The sequence below is a fragment of the Bacteroides sp. MSK.20.82 genome (assembly GCF_019052485.1).
Classification (GTDB): Bacteria; Bacteroidota; Bacteroidia; order Bacteroidales; family Bacteroidaceae; genus Bacteroides; species Bacteroides thetaiotaomicron.
Map to the genome: position 1 here is coordinate 134,779 of NZ_JAHQUN010000012.1, position 17,909 is coordinate 152,687.

Annotated in this window: 17 protein-coding genes; 9 read left to right on the forward strand and 8 right to left on the reverse strand. The window is 41.3% G+C overall.

Going from position 1 to position 17,909, the window contains the following annotated elements:
* Positions 1-4: 4 nt before the first annotated feature.
* From KTR07_RS13360 to hemW, 6 genes are all read right to left on the reverse strand, one after another.
* A complete protein-coding gene (locus tag KTR07_RS13360; RefSeq protein WP_008763957.1) occupies positions 5-1,018 on the reverse strand; it encodes a DUF4249 domain-containing protein in 1,014 nt (337 codons plus the stop codon).
* 6 nt (positions 1,019-1,024) lie between these two features.
* Entirely contained in the window at positions 1,025-3,718 is a 2,694-nt protein-coding gene (locus tag KTR07_RS13365) for a TonB-dependent receptor (RefSeq protein WP_008763956.1), read from the reverse strand.
* A gap of 5 nt (positions 3,719-3,723) precedes the next feature.
* The gene (locus tag KTR07_RS13370) at positions 3,724-4,596 is read right to left on the reverse strand and encodes a FecR family protein (RefSeq protein ID WP_008763955.1); all 873 of its coding nucleotides are present in this window, start codon (positions 4,594-4,596) and stop codon (positions 3,724-3,726) included.
* A 24-nt stretch (positions 4,597-4,620) separates the two neighbouring features.
* Positions 4,621-5,055: a hypothetical protein gene (locus KTR07_RS13375; protein ID WP_008763954.1), complete on the reverse strand. Its 435-nt coding sequence runs from the start codon at positions 5,053-5,055 to the stop codon at positions 4,621-4,623.
* Between the two features lie 134 nt (positions 5,056-5,189).
* Complete coding sequence (locus KTR07_RS13380; protein ID WP_008763953.1) at positions 5,190-5,738, reverse strand: RNA polymerase sigma-70 factor; 549 nt, start codon at positions 5,736-5,738, stop codon at positions 5,190-5,192.
* Between the two features lie 19 nt (positions 5,739-5,757).
* Complete coding sequence (gene hemW / locus KTR07_RS13385) at positions 5,758-6,888, reverse strand: radical SAM family heme chaperone HemW (protein WP_008763952.1); 1,131 nt, start codon at positions 6,886-6,888, stop codon at positions 5,758-5,760.
* 257 nt (positions 6,889-7,145) lie between these two features.
* Here hemW and KTR07_RS13390 point away from each other — a divergent pair, with 257 nt between their 5' ends.
* From KTR07_RS13390 to KTR07_RS13400, 3 genes are all read left to right on the forward strand, one after another.
* On the forward strand, positions 7,146-9,302 hold the full coding sequence (locus KTR07_RS13390) for a translation factor GTPase family protein (RefSeq protein WP_008763951.1): 2,157 nt from the start codon (positions 7,146-7,148) through the stop codon (positions 9,300-9,302).
* 265 nt (positions 9,303-9,567) lie between these two features.
* On the forward strand, positions 9,568-11,115 hold the full coding sequence (locus KTR07_RS13395) for a HAMP domain-containing sensor histidine kinase (RefSeq protein ID WP_008759736.1): 1,548 nt from the start codon (positions 9,568-9,570) through the stop codon (positions 11,113-11,115).
* A gap of 1 nt (position 11,116) precedes the next feature.
* Positions 11,117-11,818, forward strand: coding sequence for a response regulator transcription factor (locus KTR07_RS13400; RefSeq protein WP_005678712.1), 702 nt, complete (start codon positions 11,117-11,119; stop codon positions 11,816-11,818).
* 75 nt (positions 11,819-11,893) lie between these two features.
* On the opposite strand, the gene KTR07_RS13405 is transcribed toward KTR07_RS13400, so the two are convergent.
* Both KTR07_RS13405 and KTR07_RS13410 read right to left on the reverse strand, forming a co-directional pair.
* Positions 11,894-12,070: a hypothetical protein gene (locus KTR07_RS13405; RefSeq protein ID WP_008759737.1), complete on the reverse strand. Its 177-nt coding sequence runs from the start codon at positions 12,068-12,070 to the stop codon at positions 11,894-11,896.
* 139 nt (positions 12,071-12,209) lie between these two features.
* The gene (locus KTR07_RS13410) at positions 12,210-12,656 is read right to left on the reverse strand and encodes a MarR family winged helix-turn-helix transcriptional regulator (protein ID WP_008759738.1); all 447 of its coding nucleotides are present in this window, start codon (positions 12,654-12,656) and stop codon (positions 12,210-12,212) included.
* Positions 12,657-12,816: 160 nt separating this feature from the next.
* Here KTR07_RS13410 and rpsF point away from each other — a divergent pair, with 160 nt between their 5' ends.
* The 6 genes from rpsF to KTR07_RS13440 all read left to right on the forward strand — a co-directional run.
* Positions 12,817-13,161: a 30S ribosomal protein S6 gene (gene rpsF, locus KTR07_RS13415; RefSeq protein ID WP_008759739.1), complete on the forward strand. Its 345-nt coding sequence runs from the start codon at positions 12,817-12,819 to the stop codon at positions 13,159-13,161.
* Positions 13,162-13,163: 2 nt separating this feature from the next.
* The gene (gene rpsR, locus KTR07_RS13420; RefSeq protein WP_008759740.1) at positions 13,164-13,436 is read left to right on the forward strand and encodes a 30S ribosomal protein S18; all 273 of its coding nucleotides are present in this window, start codon (positions 13,164-13,166) and stop codon (positions 13,434-13,436) included.
* Positions 13,437-13,450: 14 nt separating this feature from the next.
* Positions 13,451-13,894, forward strand: coding sequence for a 50S ribosomal protein L9 (gene rplI, locus KTR07_RS13425; RefSeq protein ID WP_008759741.1), 444 nt, complete (start codon positions 13,451-13,453; stop codon positions 13,892-13,894).
* Positions 13,895-13,974: 80 nt separating this feature from the next.
* The gene (locus KTR07_RS13430) at positions 13,975-15,621 is read left to right on the forward strand and encodes a DUF6377 domain-containing protein (protein WP_048695597.1); all 1,647 of its coding nucleotides are present in this window, start codon (positions 13,975-13,977) and stop codon (positions 15,619-15,621) included.
* Positions 15,622-15,873: 252 nt separating this feature from the next.
* Positions 15,874-16,992, forward strand: coding sequence for a Gfo/Idh/MocA family protein (locus KTR07_RS13435; protein WP_008759743.1), 1,119 nt, complete (start codon positions 15,874-15,876; stop codon positions 16,990-16,992).
* Between the two features lie 7 nt (positions 16,993-16,999).
* Positions 17,000-17,909 (forward strand): Gfo/Idh/MocA family protein (locus KTR07_RS13440; protein ID WP_217315438.1); only part of this gene is annotated, 910 nt, incomplete at its 3' end.

Sequence of the window (17,909 nt, forward strand, 5' to 3'; positions counted from 1 at the left end):
CAAGTCATTTCGGGTTATTTTCCCTGATTCGAACCGTTTGAGATACTTCCGTGCTGATACCTATCATTCCCGTACCTCCATGTACATTACTGGGATATCTGAGAGGTTCGTTAATTGTTTCGTCATAAACGTCGGAATCGACTAGATTGAGTGCTTTCAGATAGTAATATTCTGTTTCCGTGATACTCAACAAACGGATGATGACATCCATTCCTTCATAATATCCGTTGTAATTGTTGTTGTATGGGATGGCGGGATCGTTGTAGACCGTCATTGTATAGGAGGTATCTCTAAATCGCGAATCATCAAAGACACCATAAATGTTTTTAGCTGTGTCGAACAGTCCGTTGTCTTCGTCATCTCCTGTGGAAGGTTGACCGTCTGTCAGTACTATGTCTTCGCGTCCGATAAATGAATAAGTGATATGCTTTGTCCAGTGAAGGTAATCTTCTCCTCCTTCTTCGTGGTTGTATCCCCATAGTCGCATTTGTTTATCTACTACAATGCGGTAGAAGTTTGCCTCGTTCGGGCGGTCTTTAAAAGTTATTTTGTAGCGCATGTAGTCTTGAGTATGTCCGTTTTGTATTAGCGGGACGGTGAGCGTGTCGATGTTTTCTATTTTATCAAGGCGTTGCGGAACGGTGACTTCTGCCCAGGCATGATATTTGCCGTCATCGGTCATGGCATCAATACGCACTACTTCTCCCGAAGCAAATTTGCCTGTGATGTTGAACCGGCATTGCTTGTCATACTCAGTTTCCATCGGGAGTGGGCGCAAGGTCTCTCTTAACTCTCCGTTGACGTGAACCTCTACAGTGGCATTTTCAATGTGGTTGGCATAGTCTTTTCCCGTCAGGTTAAGGAATAAGACATTTGTCAGACTGTCAGCGTTAATGAATGCATTCATTACCAATTTAGGAGGATTATCCTTTATATTAAAAGGGAGTTCATTTTCACAAGATACTGTCACCAGTATTATAACTAGCAGGATAAGCGGATGATATATATAAGTTTTCATGTTAACTTAGAATTTGTAAGTGTAAGTAAAAGATGGAATGCAGGGGAGCAGGGTATATTTTTTGATCACACTTTTTCCATCGTCATTATGAGAGCGAAATACCCATGCCGGATTCATGGAGTTGTATGCATTATAAAGACTGATGTTCCAGATACGCATTCCGTGCTTGGTCTTTTTATTGAAATTAATCCCTATGTTCAACCGGTGGCTCGCAGGCAGCCGGTAATTATTGCGATGTTCTATGTAATTGGCCTCTCCAACATTAGGGGAATTGTTATAAATAGGATTGTAGTAGTTATCGAATCCCAGAATAAAGCCATTGTTTGCTCCATTACCAGGACGGATGATGGTTGTTTTTTCTTCGGGAATAGTACTGGTTCCTCCTGTGTAAAACACCCACGAGGCACCGATGTCAATACGTTCGCTGAATTTATGGTTGAGAGTCAGATTAATAATATGGCGCCGATCATATTTGTATGGAAATCGCTCTCCATTGTTGATAGCACCTTTAGCAAATTTGCGGTCGCTTTTGGATAAGGTATAAGACAACCAGCCTGTTGTCTTCCCGAGCGTTTTTTGAGCCATAAATTCAATTCCCATCGAACGTCCTTTCCCCATTTCAACTTTGCTTTCCCATCCGGTGGAAGAACCGAAAAAACTGACTCCGTCTTTATATTCCAGCACATTGTACATGTCTTTGTAATAGCCTTCTACTGAGAACTCCCAACCTTTGATACCTGTATAATATCCCCCCAATGAATACTGGTGGGATCGCATCGGTTTGATTTTTTTTGTGACAGGCACCCATAAATCAGTAGGCATAGCGATGGGCATGGACGAAAGCAGATGTACATATTGACTCATCTTTGTATAAGATGCCTTGAGAATTACGTCTTTACTTAGTTGATAACGTGTTGAGACACGCGGCTGCAAGGAGAAATAACTTTGTTTTTGTACTTGAAACAGAGAAAAGTGTAATCCAAGATTAAGCCGTAGACGAGTACCGATTTTTAGGTTATCTTCTGCATAAGCCGATACTTCATGTGCATAAATCCGGCTGTTGTTCATGCTGTGGTAAGTAGTGTCGCGAAATGCCTCAGAGTCTACCTTGTCTGATATTTTGGAGGTCATCACTTCCGGACGAAAACGGTGATAGATATATCCTGCTCCAAATTTAATATGGTGCATAGGAGATGGGTTGTAATCAAAATCTATCTGATAATTCCAGTCATTGATACCTGAACGATAGTCTGAAGAGTATCGGTTGATGAAGGTTGTGTTATTGGTGAGTGAATATTGATTATTCGAATATGCACTTACATTGAATAGGTAGTTGTTGTAGGAAACTGTCGTGTTGCTAAACAGGCGATTATTGAAAATGTAGTTCCATCTGGCGGAAATGATTGTGTTTCCCCAGTTCATTTTACTTCCGTCCTTGAAATCGCTATTATCATCATATTGGGTAGCGAAGTGATCTTTCCCGTTATAAGCACTCAGATATAAACGGCTCCGGTCGGAAAACTTGTGATTGATCTTTGCATTGATATCATAAAAGTAATAGTTGTATTTCTCATCATCGGGCATGAATGGTTTGGCTATTAAATCAATATACGAACGTCTGGCGGATATGTTGAATGATGTTTTGTCTTTCACAATCGGTCCTTCCAAATTTATTTTGCTGGTTAGCAAGCCGATACTGAGTGTCCCATGATATTTTTTCATATCCCCGTCATTGGTGCGTACGTCAATGACGGAAGAAAGGCGTCCGCCGAAGCGTGCAGGAAAGGAACTTTTAAATAAAGTGACCTTTTTGATAGCTTCAGGAGTAAAGACGGAAAAGAAGCCGAACATATGGTCTACGTTATATACCGGAGTTCCGTCAAGTAAGATCAGATTTTGGTCGGGACTGCCACCACGTATATATAATCCAGCCGATCCGTCTACTCCTGCCTGTACTCCGGGCATTAACTGAATGGCTTTCATTACATCTGATTCTCCTAATATACTTGGAGTATTCTTGATTTGCACCATTGGAATCTCGACAGCTCCCATCTGTGTGGCAACTGTCCCTGCTTCTGCTTTATCTGAAACGACCACTACTTCTTCTAATTGTGCGTTTCCTTTCATACGAATATTCAGCAGAGTATCTTGAGCAAGGGTGAAATGATGTGTTTCTGTGGTATATCCCAAATAAGAGAAACGTAATTCCGTTTCTCCTTCGGGCAGAGTGATACTATAAAAGCCGTAAGGATTGGTAGTAGTGCCTTGATATTGATGACTCTCAATGATATTAGTACCAATCAACGTCTCGGACGACGTCCCGTCGGTAACATATCCGCTGATAGTAAACTTGCGGCTTACCGGCTTTTGCACCCTTTTCTTTTGCAGGAGAATGTATCTCTCAGAGAACTTGTAACTGATCGGTTCATCCTTGAATACGAGATCCAGTATCTCATGCAAAGGCATATCTTTCACTTTCAGATTGATTTTATGGCTGATGCTGATTTCTTCACTGTAGATAAAAGAATATCCTGTAGAGTTTTCGATTAACTTGACGAACTCCTTCAATGTAGCATTTCGCAATGTGATTGTGAGTCGGGCATTTGCATTCTGTGCGTATGCCTGTGCGGTGATAAGGATCACCATACCTATCAGAACGAGCGTTCTGATAGGTAGGTGTCCTTGGTGAATAGTTCTCATTTAGTCTAGTTTTTAGTAATAGTAATCTGTTGAGTGTTTCGTGAATAGTTGAAATAACCGGCATTATGCAGTACAGATAAAATCGCATCCAAGTCTTCTCCATTACGGAATCGCGCTGTGATCCGATAATTTCGCAAGGTTGAGTCGGCAATGTGAATGGTTGTTCCGAACGAGTTGGAAAGTTCGCGGGCAATCTCCTGCAACGGCAGATCATCGAATATGAACTCCCCGTGGCGCCATGAAATTTCATCTCCGGCATTCTCCAGTACCTTGCGAGTAAGCTTTTGTTCCACCTTATTATATATAGCCGCCTCATTCGGTTTCAGCACCATGCGTACTGAGTTGTTTTTATTGCTGACTGCAACCGACCCTGTTAATAAAGTCGTCTTTACATCCGGATTATCGGGATAGGCGTCCACATTGAAGTGAGTGCCCAATACTTGAACGTCAATCGTTTCTGTCTGCACTATAAACGGATGCTTTGGGTCTTTACTTACTTCAAAATAGGCTTCTCCGCTCAACTCCACTTCCCGGTTATCCGATTTGAACCGTTCCGGATAGGAAAGGGAAGAATAATGGTTTAGCGTGACGGAAGTGCCGTCGGGCAGATGGACGGTACGTGTTTCTGCCAAAGTGCTAACAGTCTGTATGGTTGCCGGCTGCATGTACAGATAAGCTGTCCATACCGATAGACAGAGTAAAACTACTGCTGCCGCTGCCGCAAATGTGCGTGTCAGATACAACCGGCGGTTGCGGAAATTCAGCTTTTTCTCCAGTTGCGGATAACTGGATGCTGCTGAAAAACGTCCTCTCGGTGAGCGGGTGGAAGCGATGAGCTTGTTCAGTATGTCTTCTAATTCTCTATCGGTATATTTCATATCTTTTTCTATTTAGCTTTCTTTCTAATTCCGTTTCAGCAGAATCGTCAGCTTGCTTACACTGCCTTCTTTCCACTGGGGAGTACAGGATAAGGTAATGTTCTGCTGTTTCAGTACCATCTTTTTGGGATATAACTTAATGGTGGTCGTTGCCGATTTCTGTCCCGCCTTGATGGTGACTTTGGTTTCTGTTAGTTTCATAATCGGTGCCTGTCCCGCCGGCAAAGCAGGAGTGGCAAGTAACACTGTCCTGTCTTCTTTGGATTTGTCGGTGGCAATAATTTTAATCTGCAACTCACTCTCGGATTGATTCTTGTCACATTCTACTGTTCGGGTAGATTTTTCAAATCCTACATAATCCTTAGGATAATTGTCATTGTCGTTGTTGCAGGAAAATAGGCTCAGGCATGCTGTTAAAAGGACAAAGAGTCCAACGTTTGCGTCATTAAACTTTTTCATCATTCAATCTTTTTTAGTGATTAATCGGTTTATTTGCTGATAAAGACCGGAGATTGACAGAAACTCCCTACGCCTTTTGTGCAAATAAAAGTTAATATAAAAAAGAAGTGCTGAACGGTTCGGGTGATCTCCGGTTATCCGCTGGACGAAATCATCTCTTTCAGTCGGGAGACAGCTTTCTGTAGCTGGGCATCAACTGTCTTTATGCTGATATCCAATTCTTCTGCTACTTGGGCATAACTTTGTTTTTCTTCACGGATACGGATGAATATTTCCCGGCAACGTTCCGGAAGCCGGTCGAGTGCTTTCACATAGATTGCAAACAGTTCTTCACTGATTAATGACTCTTCCGGAGAATAACTTTGTTCCTGTGGCTCCGGCAGGGAATCGGAATGAATGGTGGTGTACTTCGACTCTTTTTCCAGATAATTGAGAGAAGCGTTCTTGACCAGAATAAAGCAATAGTCCTCGATGTTTTTCACATCAAGAAGAGTGTCGCGCTGCTTCCAGAGTTTGAGGAAGATGTCGAGTACGATTTCCTGCGACCATTCTTCCTGTTTCACATAATAGTAGGCTATGCGGAAGAGTCGGTCGTAAGTCATGTTATAGAAGTCGCGGAAGGCTGTTTGCGAGTCCAGTTCCTTCATTTGCCGTAATAACTTCCTTACTTCTGATTCGGTCATCGGCTGATCGTTTAGTTTTTTAATTAACCCAAAGCAAGTCGCTCATAATGCTGTCGGAGATGAAAATTCCTTCCCGTGTCAGGCGTAAAGCCCCCTCGTGGATTTCCAGTTTCCCATTTTCCAGATAGGGGGCAGACATTTTCCGGCAATATTCCCACAGTTCATTACCGAACTCTTGTTTTAGTTTTTCTATAGGTGTTCCCCATACGGTGCGTATGGTGGTAATGATAAATTCGTTGTAACGGGTCGTTTGGTCCAGGTTTTCTGTCTCAAAGTCGCGCTGGTTTCCTTCTATACCTTTTATATATAGGTCGATGGAAGATACGTTCCATTCGCGTGTCGTTCCATTGAATGAATGTGCGGACGGTCCGCAGCCCAAATATGGTATTCCCCTCCAGTACGAAGTATTGTGACGGGAGTATTTGTCGGGGCGGCAGAAATTGGATATTTCATAATGCTCGTATCCTGCATTCTGCAAATGTTCGATCAGCAATGTAAAGAACTGCAGACTGGAATCTTCGTCTACTTCCTCTATCTGATGTTGCTTCAACATATTATATATAGGTGTATCTTCTTCGTAAGTCAAATGGTAAGCAGAAATATGCTCTACATCCAGGCGGATAGCTTGCCGGAGGTCGTTTACCCACCGTTCCTTTGTTTCGCCGGGCAGTCCGTAAATCAGATCAATGCTGATATTCTGAAATCCCGCTTCCCTGCATCTGCGGACAGCTTCGACGGCTGTTTGGGAGCTATGGCGGCGTTTCAGTAATTGGAGTGTCGTATCATCAAAAGTCTGTATCCCCATGCTGATACGGTTGAAAGGGAGCGAGGATAACATCTTCAGATATTCCTGGGACAGATCGTCCGGATTGGCTTCCAGAGTGATCTCCCGGCAGTGTTCCATTCCGTAATTTTCCCGTATCGTTTCAAAGATGTGTTTAAAATCAGCTTCCTCCAGTTGAGAGGGAGTTCCTCCTCCGAAATAAATGGTTTCTACAGGTTCGCCTTTCAGATATTCTTTCCGCATTTCCAGTTCACGGCAGAGGGTATGCACATAATGCGTCTTTAATTCGCTGCGGGTAGTCGAATAAAAGTCGCAATAGATGCAACGTGTCTTACAGAAGGGAATATGAAGGTAAATACCTGCCATAGTAGATGTTTAGCTTGTTACCAATTGATTATAGCCTGCAAATTTAAACCTTTTTTCTGAGCAATTGATACAATTAACGGGAATTAGGTATAAGTCTGGCCTGTCTGCTACCCATAAAACGGACCTTATGTTACATAACATTGTTTAGTAACACTGTCATAAATATTGCTTTTCCCCCAATAAATCCCTAATTTGCGCATCACTAAATTAATGGTATGCGAGAAACATACTGAGTAATTACTAAAATCTTATATATTATGAAAGTATATCAGACTAATGAAATTAAGAACATTGCCTTGTTGGGAAGTTCTGGCTCTGGGAAAACCACTCTCGTGGAAGCGATGCTTTTCGAGAGTGGTGTTATAAAACGTCGCGGATCTGTTGCCGCAAAAAACACAGTTAGCGATTATTTCCCTGTTGAACAAGAGTATGGTTACTCCGTTTTCTCTACCGTTCTCCACGTAGAATGGAACAATAAAAAGCTTAATATTATAGACTGTCCGGGTTCGGACGACTTCGTTGGCAGTACGGTAACTGCACTTAATGTGACCGACACAGCAATTATTCTTCTCAATGGCCAATACGGCGTCGAAGTCGGTACACAAAATCACTTCCGATACACTGAAAAATTGAATAAGCCAGTTATTTTTCTAGTCAACCAGCTTGATAATGAAAAATGCGACTATGATAATATCCTCGAACAACTGAAAGAAGCGTATGGATCTAAGGTGGTTCCCATCCAGTATCCTATTGCTACCGGTCCGGGCTTTAATGCCTTGATTGACGTATTGTTGATGAAAAAATATTCGTGGAAACCCGAAGGCGGTGCTCCTGTGATTGAAGATATTCCGGCAGAAGAAATGGATAAGGCTATGGAAATGCATAAAGCATTGGTAGAAGCTGCTGCCGAAAATGACGAAGGACTGATGGAGAAATTTTTTGAACAAGATTCTCTGACAGAAGATGAAATGCGTGAAGGTATCCGTAAGGGATTGATCGCCAGAGGTATGTTCCCAGTATTCTGTGTTTGCGGTGGTAAGGACATGGGCGTTCGCCGTCTGATGGAATTCCTTGGCAACGTAGTTCCTTTCGTGTCTGAAATGCCGAAAGTGGAAAACACAGATGGTAAGGAAGTAGCTCCGGACGTAAACGGTCCCGAATCTTTGTATTTCTTCAAAACGAGTGTCGAGCCGCATATCGGTGAAGTATCTTACTTTAAAGTAATGAGCGGCAAGGTTCGTGAAGGTGATGACTTGCTGAATGCCGACCGTGGTTCGAAAGAACGTATCGCTCAGATTTATGTCGTAGCTGGTGGTAACCGTGTGAAAGTGGAAGAACTTCAGGCGGGTGATATCGGTGCTGCCGTAAAACTGAAAGATGTGAAGACAGGCAATACACTCAACGGTAAAGACTGCGATTATAAATTCAACTTTATCAAATATCCGAATTCTAAATATTCCCGTGCTATTAAACCGGTGAACGAAGCGGACGTGGAAAAGATGATGACCATCCTGAACCGTATGCGTGAAGAAGATCCGACATGGGTGATCGAGCAATCGAAAGAATTGAAGCAAACGCTGGTACACGGACAGGGAGAATTCCATCTGCGTACGTTGAAGTGGCGTCTGGAAAATAATGAAAAACTTCAGGTTAAATTTGAGGAACCGAAGATTCCGTATCGTGAAACGATTACGAAGGCTGCCCGTGCCGATTATCGTCATAAGAAACAATCCGGTGGTGCTGGTCAGTTCGGTGAAGTTCACCTGATCGTTGAACCTTATAAAGAAGGTATGCCTGTGCCCGATACTTACAAATTCAATGGACAGGAATTTAAGATTACCGTGAGAGGTACTGAAGAAATTCCATTGGAATGGGGCGGTAAACTGGTATTTATTAACAGTATCGTAGGTGGTTCTATCGATGCCCGTTTCTTGCCTGCTATTATGAAAGGTATCATGTCACGCCTGGAACAAGGCCCGTTGACAGGTTCGTATGCCCGTGACGTACGTGTAATCGTATATGATGGTAAGATGCACCCGGTAGACTCAAATGAAATCTCCTTTATGCTTGCCGGACGTAACGCATTCAGTGAAGCCTTCAAGAATGCCGGTCCGAAGATTTTGGAACCGATTTATGATGTGGAAGTATTTGTTCCGTCCGACAGAATGGGTGATGTGATGGGAGATCTTCAAGGACGCCGTGCCATGATTATGGGTATGAGCAGCGAAAAAGGTTTCGAGAAACTTGTTGCTAAAGTACCTTTGAAGGAAATGTCTTCATATTCGACAGCACTTAGCTCACTTACCGGCGGACGTGCTTCATTTATCATGAAGTTTGCTAGTTATGAACTTGTTCCGACAGATGTTCAGGATAAGTTGATTAAGGATTTTGAAGCTAAACAAACAGAGGAATAAACAATAATTCTCTCAAAACTGTTAAAACCGTTGTCTTTTTTAAGTAAAAGACAGCGGTTTTTGTTTAACTATGATTAATAAAGATGGAAAATCGCAAGGAAAAGATTTAATTTTTTATTAAATTTGCAAACCAAAGGAGGAGTTATATTGTTGTAGTAATCAGAATACAACCTAAATAGCTCTTTACGGTTAATTTCCGGGAACTTCCGGTTAAATCAAGTTAATGTGTTAGGAGTGTTAATTAGGGAGTGTTAATTTTGTTGCTATGAAGAAGTCAACAATTTGGATATTAAGTATTGTAATGGGGCTTTCTTTCCTTAGTCTGTTGTATTTGCAGGTCAGTTATATAGAGGAAATGATGAAAACCCGGAAGGAGCAATTTGATTCGGCTGTGCGCAACAGTCTGGATCAGGTTTCCAAGGATGTAGAATATGCAGAAACTATGCGCTGGTTGGTTGAGGATATTTCGGATGCTGAAAGAAAAGCGCTGACTGAAAACAATACTTCATTAGGGCAGAATAATGTAGTTCGGGGGACACAGCGATTTCAAGTGAAGTCACGGGATGGCAAGATTATTTCTGACTTTGAATTGAGGGTGATGAAGATCAAACCGTCTGAACTTCCTAAAGCGATGGTACGTGGACGAAACACGATTCCTCAGACTTCTAATTCGATGTTGGAAGCTATCAAGAATCGCTATATGTATCAGCGGGCACTGTTGGATGAAGTAGTGTTGGACATGATTAGACGTGCGAGTGACAAGTCGATTGGTGATAGAGTACGGTTCAGGGACCTTGACGATTATCTGAAATCGAACTTATATAATAATGGTATAGACTTGCCTTATCATTTTGCAGTGATTGACAAGGATGGACGTGAAGTATACCGTTGTGCAGATTATGAAGCAAAAGGAAGTGAAGAATCCTATCAGCAGGCATTGTTTAAAAACGACCCCCCTGCAAAGATGAGTATTCTGAAAGTGCATTTCCCGGGAAAGAAGGACTATATTTTTGATTCGATCAGTTTCATGATTCCGTCACTGATATTTACGTTGGTGTTGTTGGTGACATTCATCTTTACGATTTATATCGTATTCCGTCAGAAGAAGTTGACGGAAATGAAGAATGACTTTGTCAATAACATGACGCATGAGTTCAAGACGCCGATATCAACTATCTCGCTGGCAGCACAGATGTTGAAGGACCCCGCGGTAGCAAAATCACCGCAAATGTTCCAGCATATATCGGGAGTCATAAATGATGAGACCAAGCGCTTGCGCTTTCAAGTGGAAAAGGTGCTGCAGATGTCAATGTTCGACCGGCAGAAGGCAACACTGAAGATGAAGGAGATTGATGCGAATGAACTGATTTCGGGAGTGATCAATACCTTTGCACTGAAAGTGGAACGATATAATGGTAAGATAACATCGAACCTTGAGGCAGCCGATCCTGTTATATTTGCAGATGAAATGCATCTTACCAATGTGATCTTCAATCTGATGGATAATGCGGTGAAATATAAGAAAGCGGAAGAGGATCTGGAACTGAAAGTGAAAACGTGGAATGAATCGGGTAAACTGATGATTTCGATACAGGATAACGGTATCGGTATCAAAAAGGAAAACCTGAAAAAGATATTTGAAAAGTTCTATCGTGTGCATACGGGTAATCTGCACGATGTGAAGGGCTTTGGACTGGGACTGGCTTATGTGAAGAAAATTATTACCGATCATAAGGGAACCATTAGAGCAGAAAGCGACCTGAACGTAGGAACTAAATTTATTATTGCATTACCTTTATTAAAAAATAATTGATATGGACGAGAAACTGCGTATTTTATTATGCGAGGATGACGAAAATCTTGGCATGCTTTTAAGAGAATATTTACAGGCAAAAGGTTATTCTGCTGAGTTATATCCTGATGGAGAAGCCGGTTATAAGGCTTTCTTGAAGAATAAATATGACTTGTGCGTGTTTGACGTTATGATGCCTAAAAAGGATGGCTTTACGTTGGCACAGGATGTCCGTGCTGCGAATGCTGAGATACCTATCATCTTCCTGACTGCAAAAACGCTGAAAGAAGATATCCTGGAAGGATTTAAGATTGGTGCAGATGATTATATCACGAAACCATTCAGTATGGAAGAGTTGACTTTCAGAATTGAAGCTATCTTGAGACGTGTTCGTGGAAAGAAGAACAAAGAAAGCAATATCTACAAGATCGGTAAGTTTACTTTCGATACTCAGAAACAAATTCTGGCTACAGAAGGCAAGCAGACGAAGCTGACTACCAAAGAATCTGAACTTCTCGGACTGCTTTGTGCGCACGCTAATGAAATTCTGCAACGTGACTTTGCTCTGAAGACTATCTGGATTGATGATAACTACTTCAATGCCCGTAGTATGGATGTGTATATTACGAAGTTGCGTAAGCACCTGAAAGAAGATGATTCTATCGAGATTATCAATATTCACGGAAAAGGCTATAAGCTGATCACACCGGAAGTTGAATCTTAATGAGCACTCCGATAACCACAAATAAAAAATCCCGGAAACATTCGTTCCCGGGATTTTTTATTGATTTCTAATAAATTAATCAGCGATCTTCTTATTAATGACAATATAAGAAATGAGTCCTAGTACTACGAGGAATACTGAACTGCCCAAAACCGCGTTGTTGTTTACATTGCCGGTAAAGGAACAAGCCAACAGGATGACCACTCCGATCAAGATTAATATCAATCCCAAATTCTTTAATAAGCCTTTCATGCGTGTGTATTTTAATAGATTATAATATTCCAGTCACAAATTAAAGCATAATTCTTTAACGGGCGAAATAATTTAGGTGAAAAATCCATTATAAAGACAGATTTAGTGGATTTTATGAATTAAACGATTGTTTTTCTGTTTAGTCTTTGGTATTGTAGAATACCTTTTTTAAGACCTCTTGCCCGATGCTCAGTTCTTCGAGAGTGATGCCATGCAGAGCTTCCTTCAGTGTCTGCCCCGCAATGATGCGTGCCTTCTCTTCCAGTTCTTTTCCGTCTTTTGTCAGGTGGATCAGATTGGTGCGACGATCTTTTTTGTCGGAAATACGTACTACAAGATGCTGCCGTTCCATGTTGTCTATGAGACGGGTCATGCTGGGTTTGTCTTTAAAAGTTGCATTGCACAACTCTTGTTGTGTAACGCCGTCTTTTTCCCATAGAAAAATAAGAACCGTCCATTGCTCCGGGCTGATTTCCAGACCGTTCTGACGGAAATTGCGATATAGCTTCCGGTTGATTGCTGCGGAAACCTTACCATTTAGGATGGCGAATATAAGCCGGATATCGAAATTAAATTGCTCTATCATGAAATTATTGTTTAAACAACTTTGCAAAGGTAAGCCACTTCCCGGATAATTCCTACATTAGGATACAAAAAAAGATTAAATATTTGTAGTTCAAAATAAAATGCCTAACTTTGCACCCGCATTTTAAAATAAAATAAATTATTTATTTAATTAAACGAGTATGAATCAATACGAAACCGTTTTCATTTTAACTCCCGTTTTGTCTGATGTTCAGATGAAGGAAGCGGTAGAAAAATTCAAAGGTATTCTTCAAGCTGAAGGTGCTGAGATTATCAATGAAGAAAACTGGGGACTGAAGAAATTGGCTTATCCAATTCAGAAGAAGTCAACAGGTTTTTATCAATTGGTTGAGTTCAATGCAGATCCTACTGTCATTGACAAGTTGGAACTTAACTTCCGTCGTGATGAACGCGTTATCCGCTTCTTGACTTTCAAAATGGACAAGTATGCTGCGGAATATGCTGCTAAAAGAAGAAGTGTTAAATCAAACAAAAAGGAGGATTAATCATGGCACAACAGACTCAATCAGAAATCAGATATTTAACTCCGCCCTCAGTAGACGTTAAGAAGAAAAAATACTGTCGTTTCAAAAAGAGCGGTATCCGTTATATCGACTACAAAGATCCTGAATTCTTGAAGAAATTCTTGAACGAACAAGGAAAGATTCTTCCACGTCGTATCACTGGTACTTCTTTGAAGTTCCAACGTCGTATCGCACAGGCTGTGAAGAGAGCTCGTCACTTGGCATTGTTGCCTTATGTAACTGACATGATGAAATAAGAAGGAGGAAAAGTATGGAAATTATATTGAAAGAAGACATCGTAAACTTGGGTTATAAGAACGATATCGTAAACGTGAAATCCGGATACGGTCGTAATTATCTGATCCCGACTGGAAAAGCTATCATCGCTTCTCCTTCTGCAAAGAAAATGTTGGCTGAAGACTTGAAACAACGTGCTCACAAACTTGAGAAAATCAAGAAGGATGCTGAAGCATTGGCTGCTAAGTTGGAAGGCGTTTCTTTGACTATTGCAACAAAAGTTAGTTCAACAGGTACTATCTTCGGTTCTGTTAGCAATATCCAGATTGCTGAAGCATTGGCAAAACTGGGTCACGAAATTGACAGAAAGATCATCGTTGTAAAAGACGCTGTGAAAGAAGTTGGTAACTACAAAGCTATCGTTAAACTTCACAAGGAAGTTTCTGTAGAAATTCCTTTCGAAGTAGTTGCTGAATAAGAGCAAATTTACTTCATATATTAAAAAAGCGATTTGTTCTGATGGATAAATCGCTTTTTTTTATCATCTTTGCTAATAATATGAAATTCAACCGTTGTTATCTGAAGAGAATCGTTTTGCTGTTCCTGGTTGCTCTGGGAATTGGCAATGCTCTTTATGCAAATAACGAATTGAAAATACTGGCTGACTCTCTGCATAAAATGATAGATGCGAAGCCGCTCTTCGTCCAGAAGAAAGAGCAGCGAATCGCTCGGATTAAATGTTTACTGAAGGACTCTGGGTTGACTCCCGATCGGGAATATAAGGTGAATCTCCAATTATACAATGAGTATAAGAAATTTAATATAGACTCTGCCATCCATTATGTCGACCGGAACCTTGAAATCGCTCGTCAGTTAAATAGAAACTATTTGAAATACCAGTCTTCTTTGCAACTCAGCCTTGTATATTCCATGTGCGGCAGATATAGAGATGCAGAATTACTTCTCGAAAAAATGAAGCCATCAGAACTTCCTCGTTCATTATTAGCTACTTATTATGATACATATGCCCGTTTTTGGGAGTATTATTCGATTTCTGCTACCAATAATCAGTACGGAAAAAAACGGGAAGTTTATCAGGATTCACTGTATGCTCTTATGGATCATACTTCCTTTGACTATAAATTGTCACGGGCTTATTCTTATGCAGGACGCGATTCAACAAAGGCGATCAAGATTTTGGATGAGTTGCTGAATGCTGAGGAGATAGGAACTCCTAATTATGCGATGATTACTCATTCGTATGCCATGTTGAGCCGCTATTTGAAAAGAGAGGATGATGCGAAGAAATATCTTATGATGTCCGCCATTGCTGATATTCAGAATGCCACACGTGAAACGGCCTCCTTGCAGGCACTTGCACTGATACAATATGAGGAAAATAATTTAGCGGATGCTTTCAAATTTACTCAGTCGGCTATTGATGATGTAGTTTCCTCCGGCATTCATTTCCGGGCAATGGAAATCTATAAATTCTATTCTATCATTAATACGGCTTATCAGACGGAAGAAGCTAGGTCTAAATCGAATCTGATTACTTTTCTTATCTCAACCAGCGTTTCTCTTTTTCTTTTAATCGTGTTGGTTGTGTTTATTTATATTCAGATGAAAAAAACGTTGCGGATGAAACGGGCGCTGGCACAAAGTAACGAGGAGCTTCTGAGATTGAACGACAAACTGAACAGCATGAATAGTGAGTTGAATGATAAGAATGATGAACTGTGCGAGATTAATAATATAAAGGAGCATTATATCGCTCAGTTTTTCGACGTGTGCTTCAGCTATATTCATAAAATGGAGAAGTATCAGAATATGCTGTATAAAATAGCCATTAATAAGTGCTATGAGGAACTGATTAAAAAGCTGAAATCTTCCGCATTGATTGATGATGAACTTGATGCTCTGTATACTCGCTTCGATAGAGTCTTTTTGAATTTATATCCGACTTTTGTTTCAGATTTCAATGCTTTACTGAAAGATGACGAGAAGATCATTCTTAAGCAGGACGCTTTGTTGAACAGGGAACTTCGTATCTATGCATTGTTACGTTTGGGTATTACGGATAGCGGGAAGATTGCCAACTTCCTTCGTTGCTCTACAAGTACTGTTTATAATTATCGTACTAAAATGCGTAACAAGGCTGCAGTGGACCGGGATGAATTTGAAAATGAAATTATGAAAATCTGACCAATATAAACGAATTTGTGCCATCCAATAAATAAAATGCTTTCCAAACAATCTACATTTTTTATATTCCTAAATGATTGTAAGTTGTTGATTTGTAAGGTTTAATATTATTTTATAATCTACATAAAGTTGTGTAGACTAAATAAAGCGTTATTTATTTGGCTAGTTTTGCGATATCAGTTTTCGAACAATCTGCCTACAGATGAAAATTGATACCTTTTATGTTGTTTGTACTTAAATTCGCAATTTTTTATGGATGCACAATTTTCACTTGACACAAAAATAAAAGTAGGAATAATCGGTTTCGGTAGAATGGGAAGATTCTATTGGGAGGCGATGCGGAAAAGCGGGCGATGGGAGATTGCCTATATTTGCGATACAGATCCTACCACGCGCGAACTTGCTAAAAAAATATCTCCTGAATCTCGTGTAGTAGAGAATGACCAAAAAATCTTTGAAGACGAGAGTGTACAGGTTGTCGGGCTCTTCACATTGGCAGACTCAAGGCTCGAACAAATAGAAAAGGCTATTCGGTACGGAAAACATATCATCGCAGAAAAACCCGTTGCAGATACGATGGAAAAGGAGTGGAAGGTGGTGGATATGATAGAAAACTCCAATGTACTTTCTACGGTGAACTTATATCTGCGAAATTCTTGGTATCATAATCTGATGAAGGAATATATTCAGAAGGGAGAAATAGGTGAGTTGGCCATTATTCGTATTTGCCACATGACTCCGGGACTGGCACCGGGTGAAGGACACGAATATGAAGGTCCTGCTTTCCATGATTGTGGAATGCATTATGTTGACATCGTTCGCTGGTATGCCGAAAGTGAATATAGAACATGGAATGCACAAGGCGTGAACATGTGGAATTATAAAGATCCCTGGTGGGTACAATGTCACGGAACTTTTCAAAATGGCGTAGTCTTTGATATAACCCAGGGTTTTGTCTATGGACAATTATCGAAAGATCAGACGCACAATTCTTATGTAGATATTATAGGTACGGAAGGTATCGTGCGTATGACGCATGATTTCAAAACAGCTGTCGTCGATTTACACGGAGTACATCAGACACTTCGTGTGGAAAAACCTTTTGGTGGTAAGAATATTGACGTGCTGTGCGATTTGTTCGCCGATTCCATATTGACCGGTAAGCGAAACCCTCGTTTGCCTTTAATGTATGACTCGACTATTGCATCCGAATATGCGTGGAAGTTCCTGCAGGATGCTCGTATGAATGACTTGCCGGCTATTGGCAATTTACAGACTCTTGAACAAATACGCGAACGCAGAAAAAACATGAAAAATGGATATGGGTTGCTGCATAGTAATCCACCACAAATAACTAACTCCTTAAAATAATAAAACCATGTCAGACTTTTCAAGAAGAAAATTTCTTAAAACGGGAGCCGCTGCTTTAGCAGGAATCACCATTGCTCCCAGTTCTATTTTAGGTATGAGCCACGGGCACGTTTCACCAACCGACAAACTGAACCTCGCAGCCGTAGGTATCGGCGGTATGGGCCATACCAACATCAACAACGTGAAGGGCACCGAAAACATCGTAGCCCTTTGTGACGTAGACTGGAAATATGCCAAAGGCGTATTCGATGAATTCCCGAATGCGAAGAAATACTGGGATTATCGCAAGATGTACGATGAAATGGGCAAATCCATTGACGGCGTAATCATTGCTACCGCCGACCATACTCATGCCATCATCACGGCAGACGCCATGACAATGGGCAAGCACGTATACTGCCAGAAACCGTTGACTCACTCCGTTTACGAATCCCGTTTGCTGACCAAGCTGGCCGCCTCTACCGGAGTAGTTACTCAAATGGGTAATCAGGGAGCATCGGGCGAAGGTACCGACCTGGTTTGCGAATGGATATGGAATGGAGAAATCGGTGAAGTAACCAAAGTGGAATGCGCCACCGACCGTCCTATCTGGCCGCAAGGACTGAATGCCCCCGAAAAGGCGGACCGCATCCCCAACACATTGAACTGGGATCTTTTCACCGGACCTGCCAAACTGAACCCGTACAACAACGTTTATCATCCCTGGAACTGGCGCGGATGGTGGGATTACGGTACAGGTGCACTGGGCGATATGGCCTGCCATATTCTGCATCAGCCGTTCAGAGCTCTGAAACTGGGTTATCCTACCAAGGTGGAAGGTTCTTCTACATTATTACTGAGTGCCTGCGCTCCTCAGGCCCAGCACGTGAAGATGATTTTCCCCGCCCGCGACAATATGCCGAAAGTTGCCTTGCCGG

Bases quoted from the DNA above. Each gene is read 5' to 3' on its own strand.
- hemW (WP_008763952.1), bottom strand. From the start codon at position 6,888: ATGGCAGGTATTTACCTTCATATTCCCTTCTGTAAGACACGTTGCATC.
- rpsR (WP_008759740.1), top strand. From the start codon at position 13,164: ATGGCACAACAGACTCAATCAGAAATCAGATATTTAACTCCGCCCTCA.
- rpsF (WP_008759739.1), top strand. From the start codon at position 12,817: ATGAATCAATACGAAACCGTTTTCATTTTAACTCCCGTTTTGTCTGAT.
- KTR07_RS13380 (WP_008763953.1), bottom strand. From the start codon at position 5,738: ATGACCGAATCAGAAGTAAGGAAGTTATTACGGCAAATGAAGGAACTG.
- KTR07_RS13395 (WP_008759736.1), top strand. From the start codon at position 9,568: ATGAAGAAGTCAACAATTTGGATATTAAGTATTGTAATGGGGCTTTCT.
- KTR07_RS13405 (WP_008759737.1), bottom strand. From the start codon at position 12,070: ATGAAAGGCTTATTAAAGAATTTGGGATTGATATTAATCTTGATCGGA.
- KTR07_RS13370 (WP_008763955.1), bottom strand. From the start codon at position 4,596: ATGAAATATACCGATAGAGAATTAGAAGACATACTGAACAAGCTCATC.
- KTR07_RS13400 (WP_005678712.1), top strand. From the start codon at position 11,117: ATGGACGAGAAACTGCGTATTTTATTATGCGAGGATGACGAAAATCTT.
- rplI (WP_008759741.1), top strand. From the start codon at position 13,451: ATGGAAATTATATTGAAAGAAGACATCGTAAACTTGGGTTATAAGAAC.
- KTR07_RS13435 (WP_008759743.1), top strand. From the start codon at position 15,874: ATGGATGCACAATTTTCACTTGACACAAAAATAAAAGTAGGAATAATC.
- KTR07_RS13360 (WP_008763957.1), bottom strand. From the start codon at position 1,018: ATGAAAACTTATATATATCATCCGCTTATCCTGCTAGTTATAATACTG.
- KTR07_RS13410 (WP_008759738.1), bottom strand. From the start codon at position 12,656: ATGATAGAGCAATTTAATTTCGATATCCGGCTTATATTCGCCATCCTA.
- KTR07_RS13365 (WP_008763956.1), bottom strand. From the start codon at position 3,718: ATGAGAACTATTCACCAAGGACACCTACCTATCAGAACGCTCGTTCTG.
- KTR07_RS13430 (WP_048695597.1), top strand. From the start codon at position 13,975: ATGAAATTCAACCGTTGTTATCTGAAGAGAATCGTTTTGCTGTTCCTG.
- KTR07_RS13375 (WP_008763954.1), bottom strand. From the start codon at position 5,055: ATGAAAAAGTTTAATGACGCAAACGTTGGACTCTTTGTCCTTTTAACA.
- KTR07_RS13390 (WP_008763951.1), top strand. From the start codon at position 7,146: ATGAAAGTATATCAGACTAATGAAATTAAGAACATTGCCTTGTTGGGA.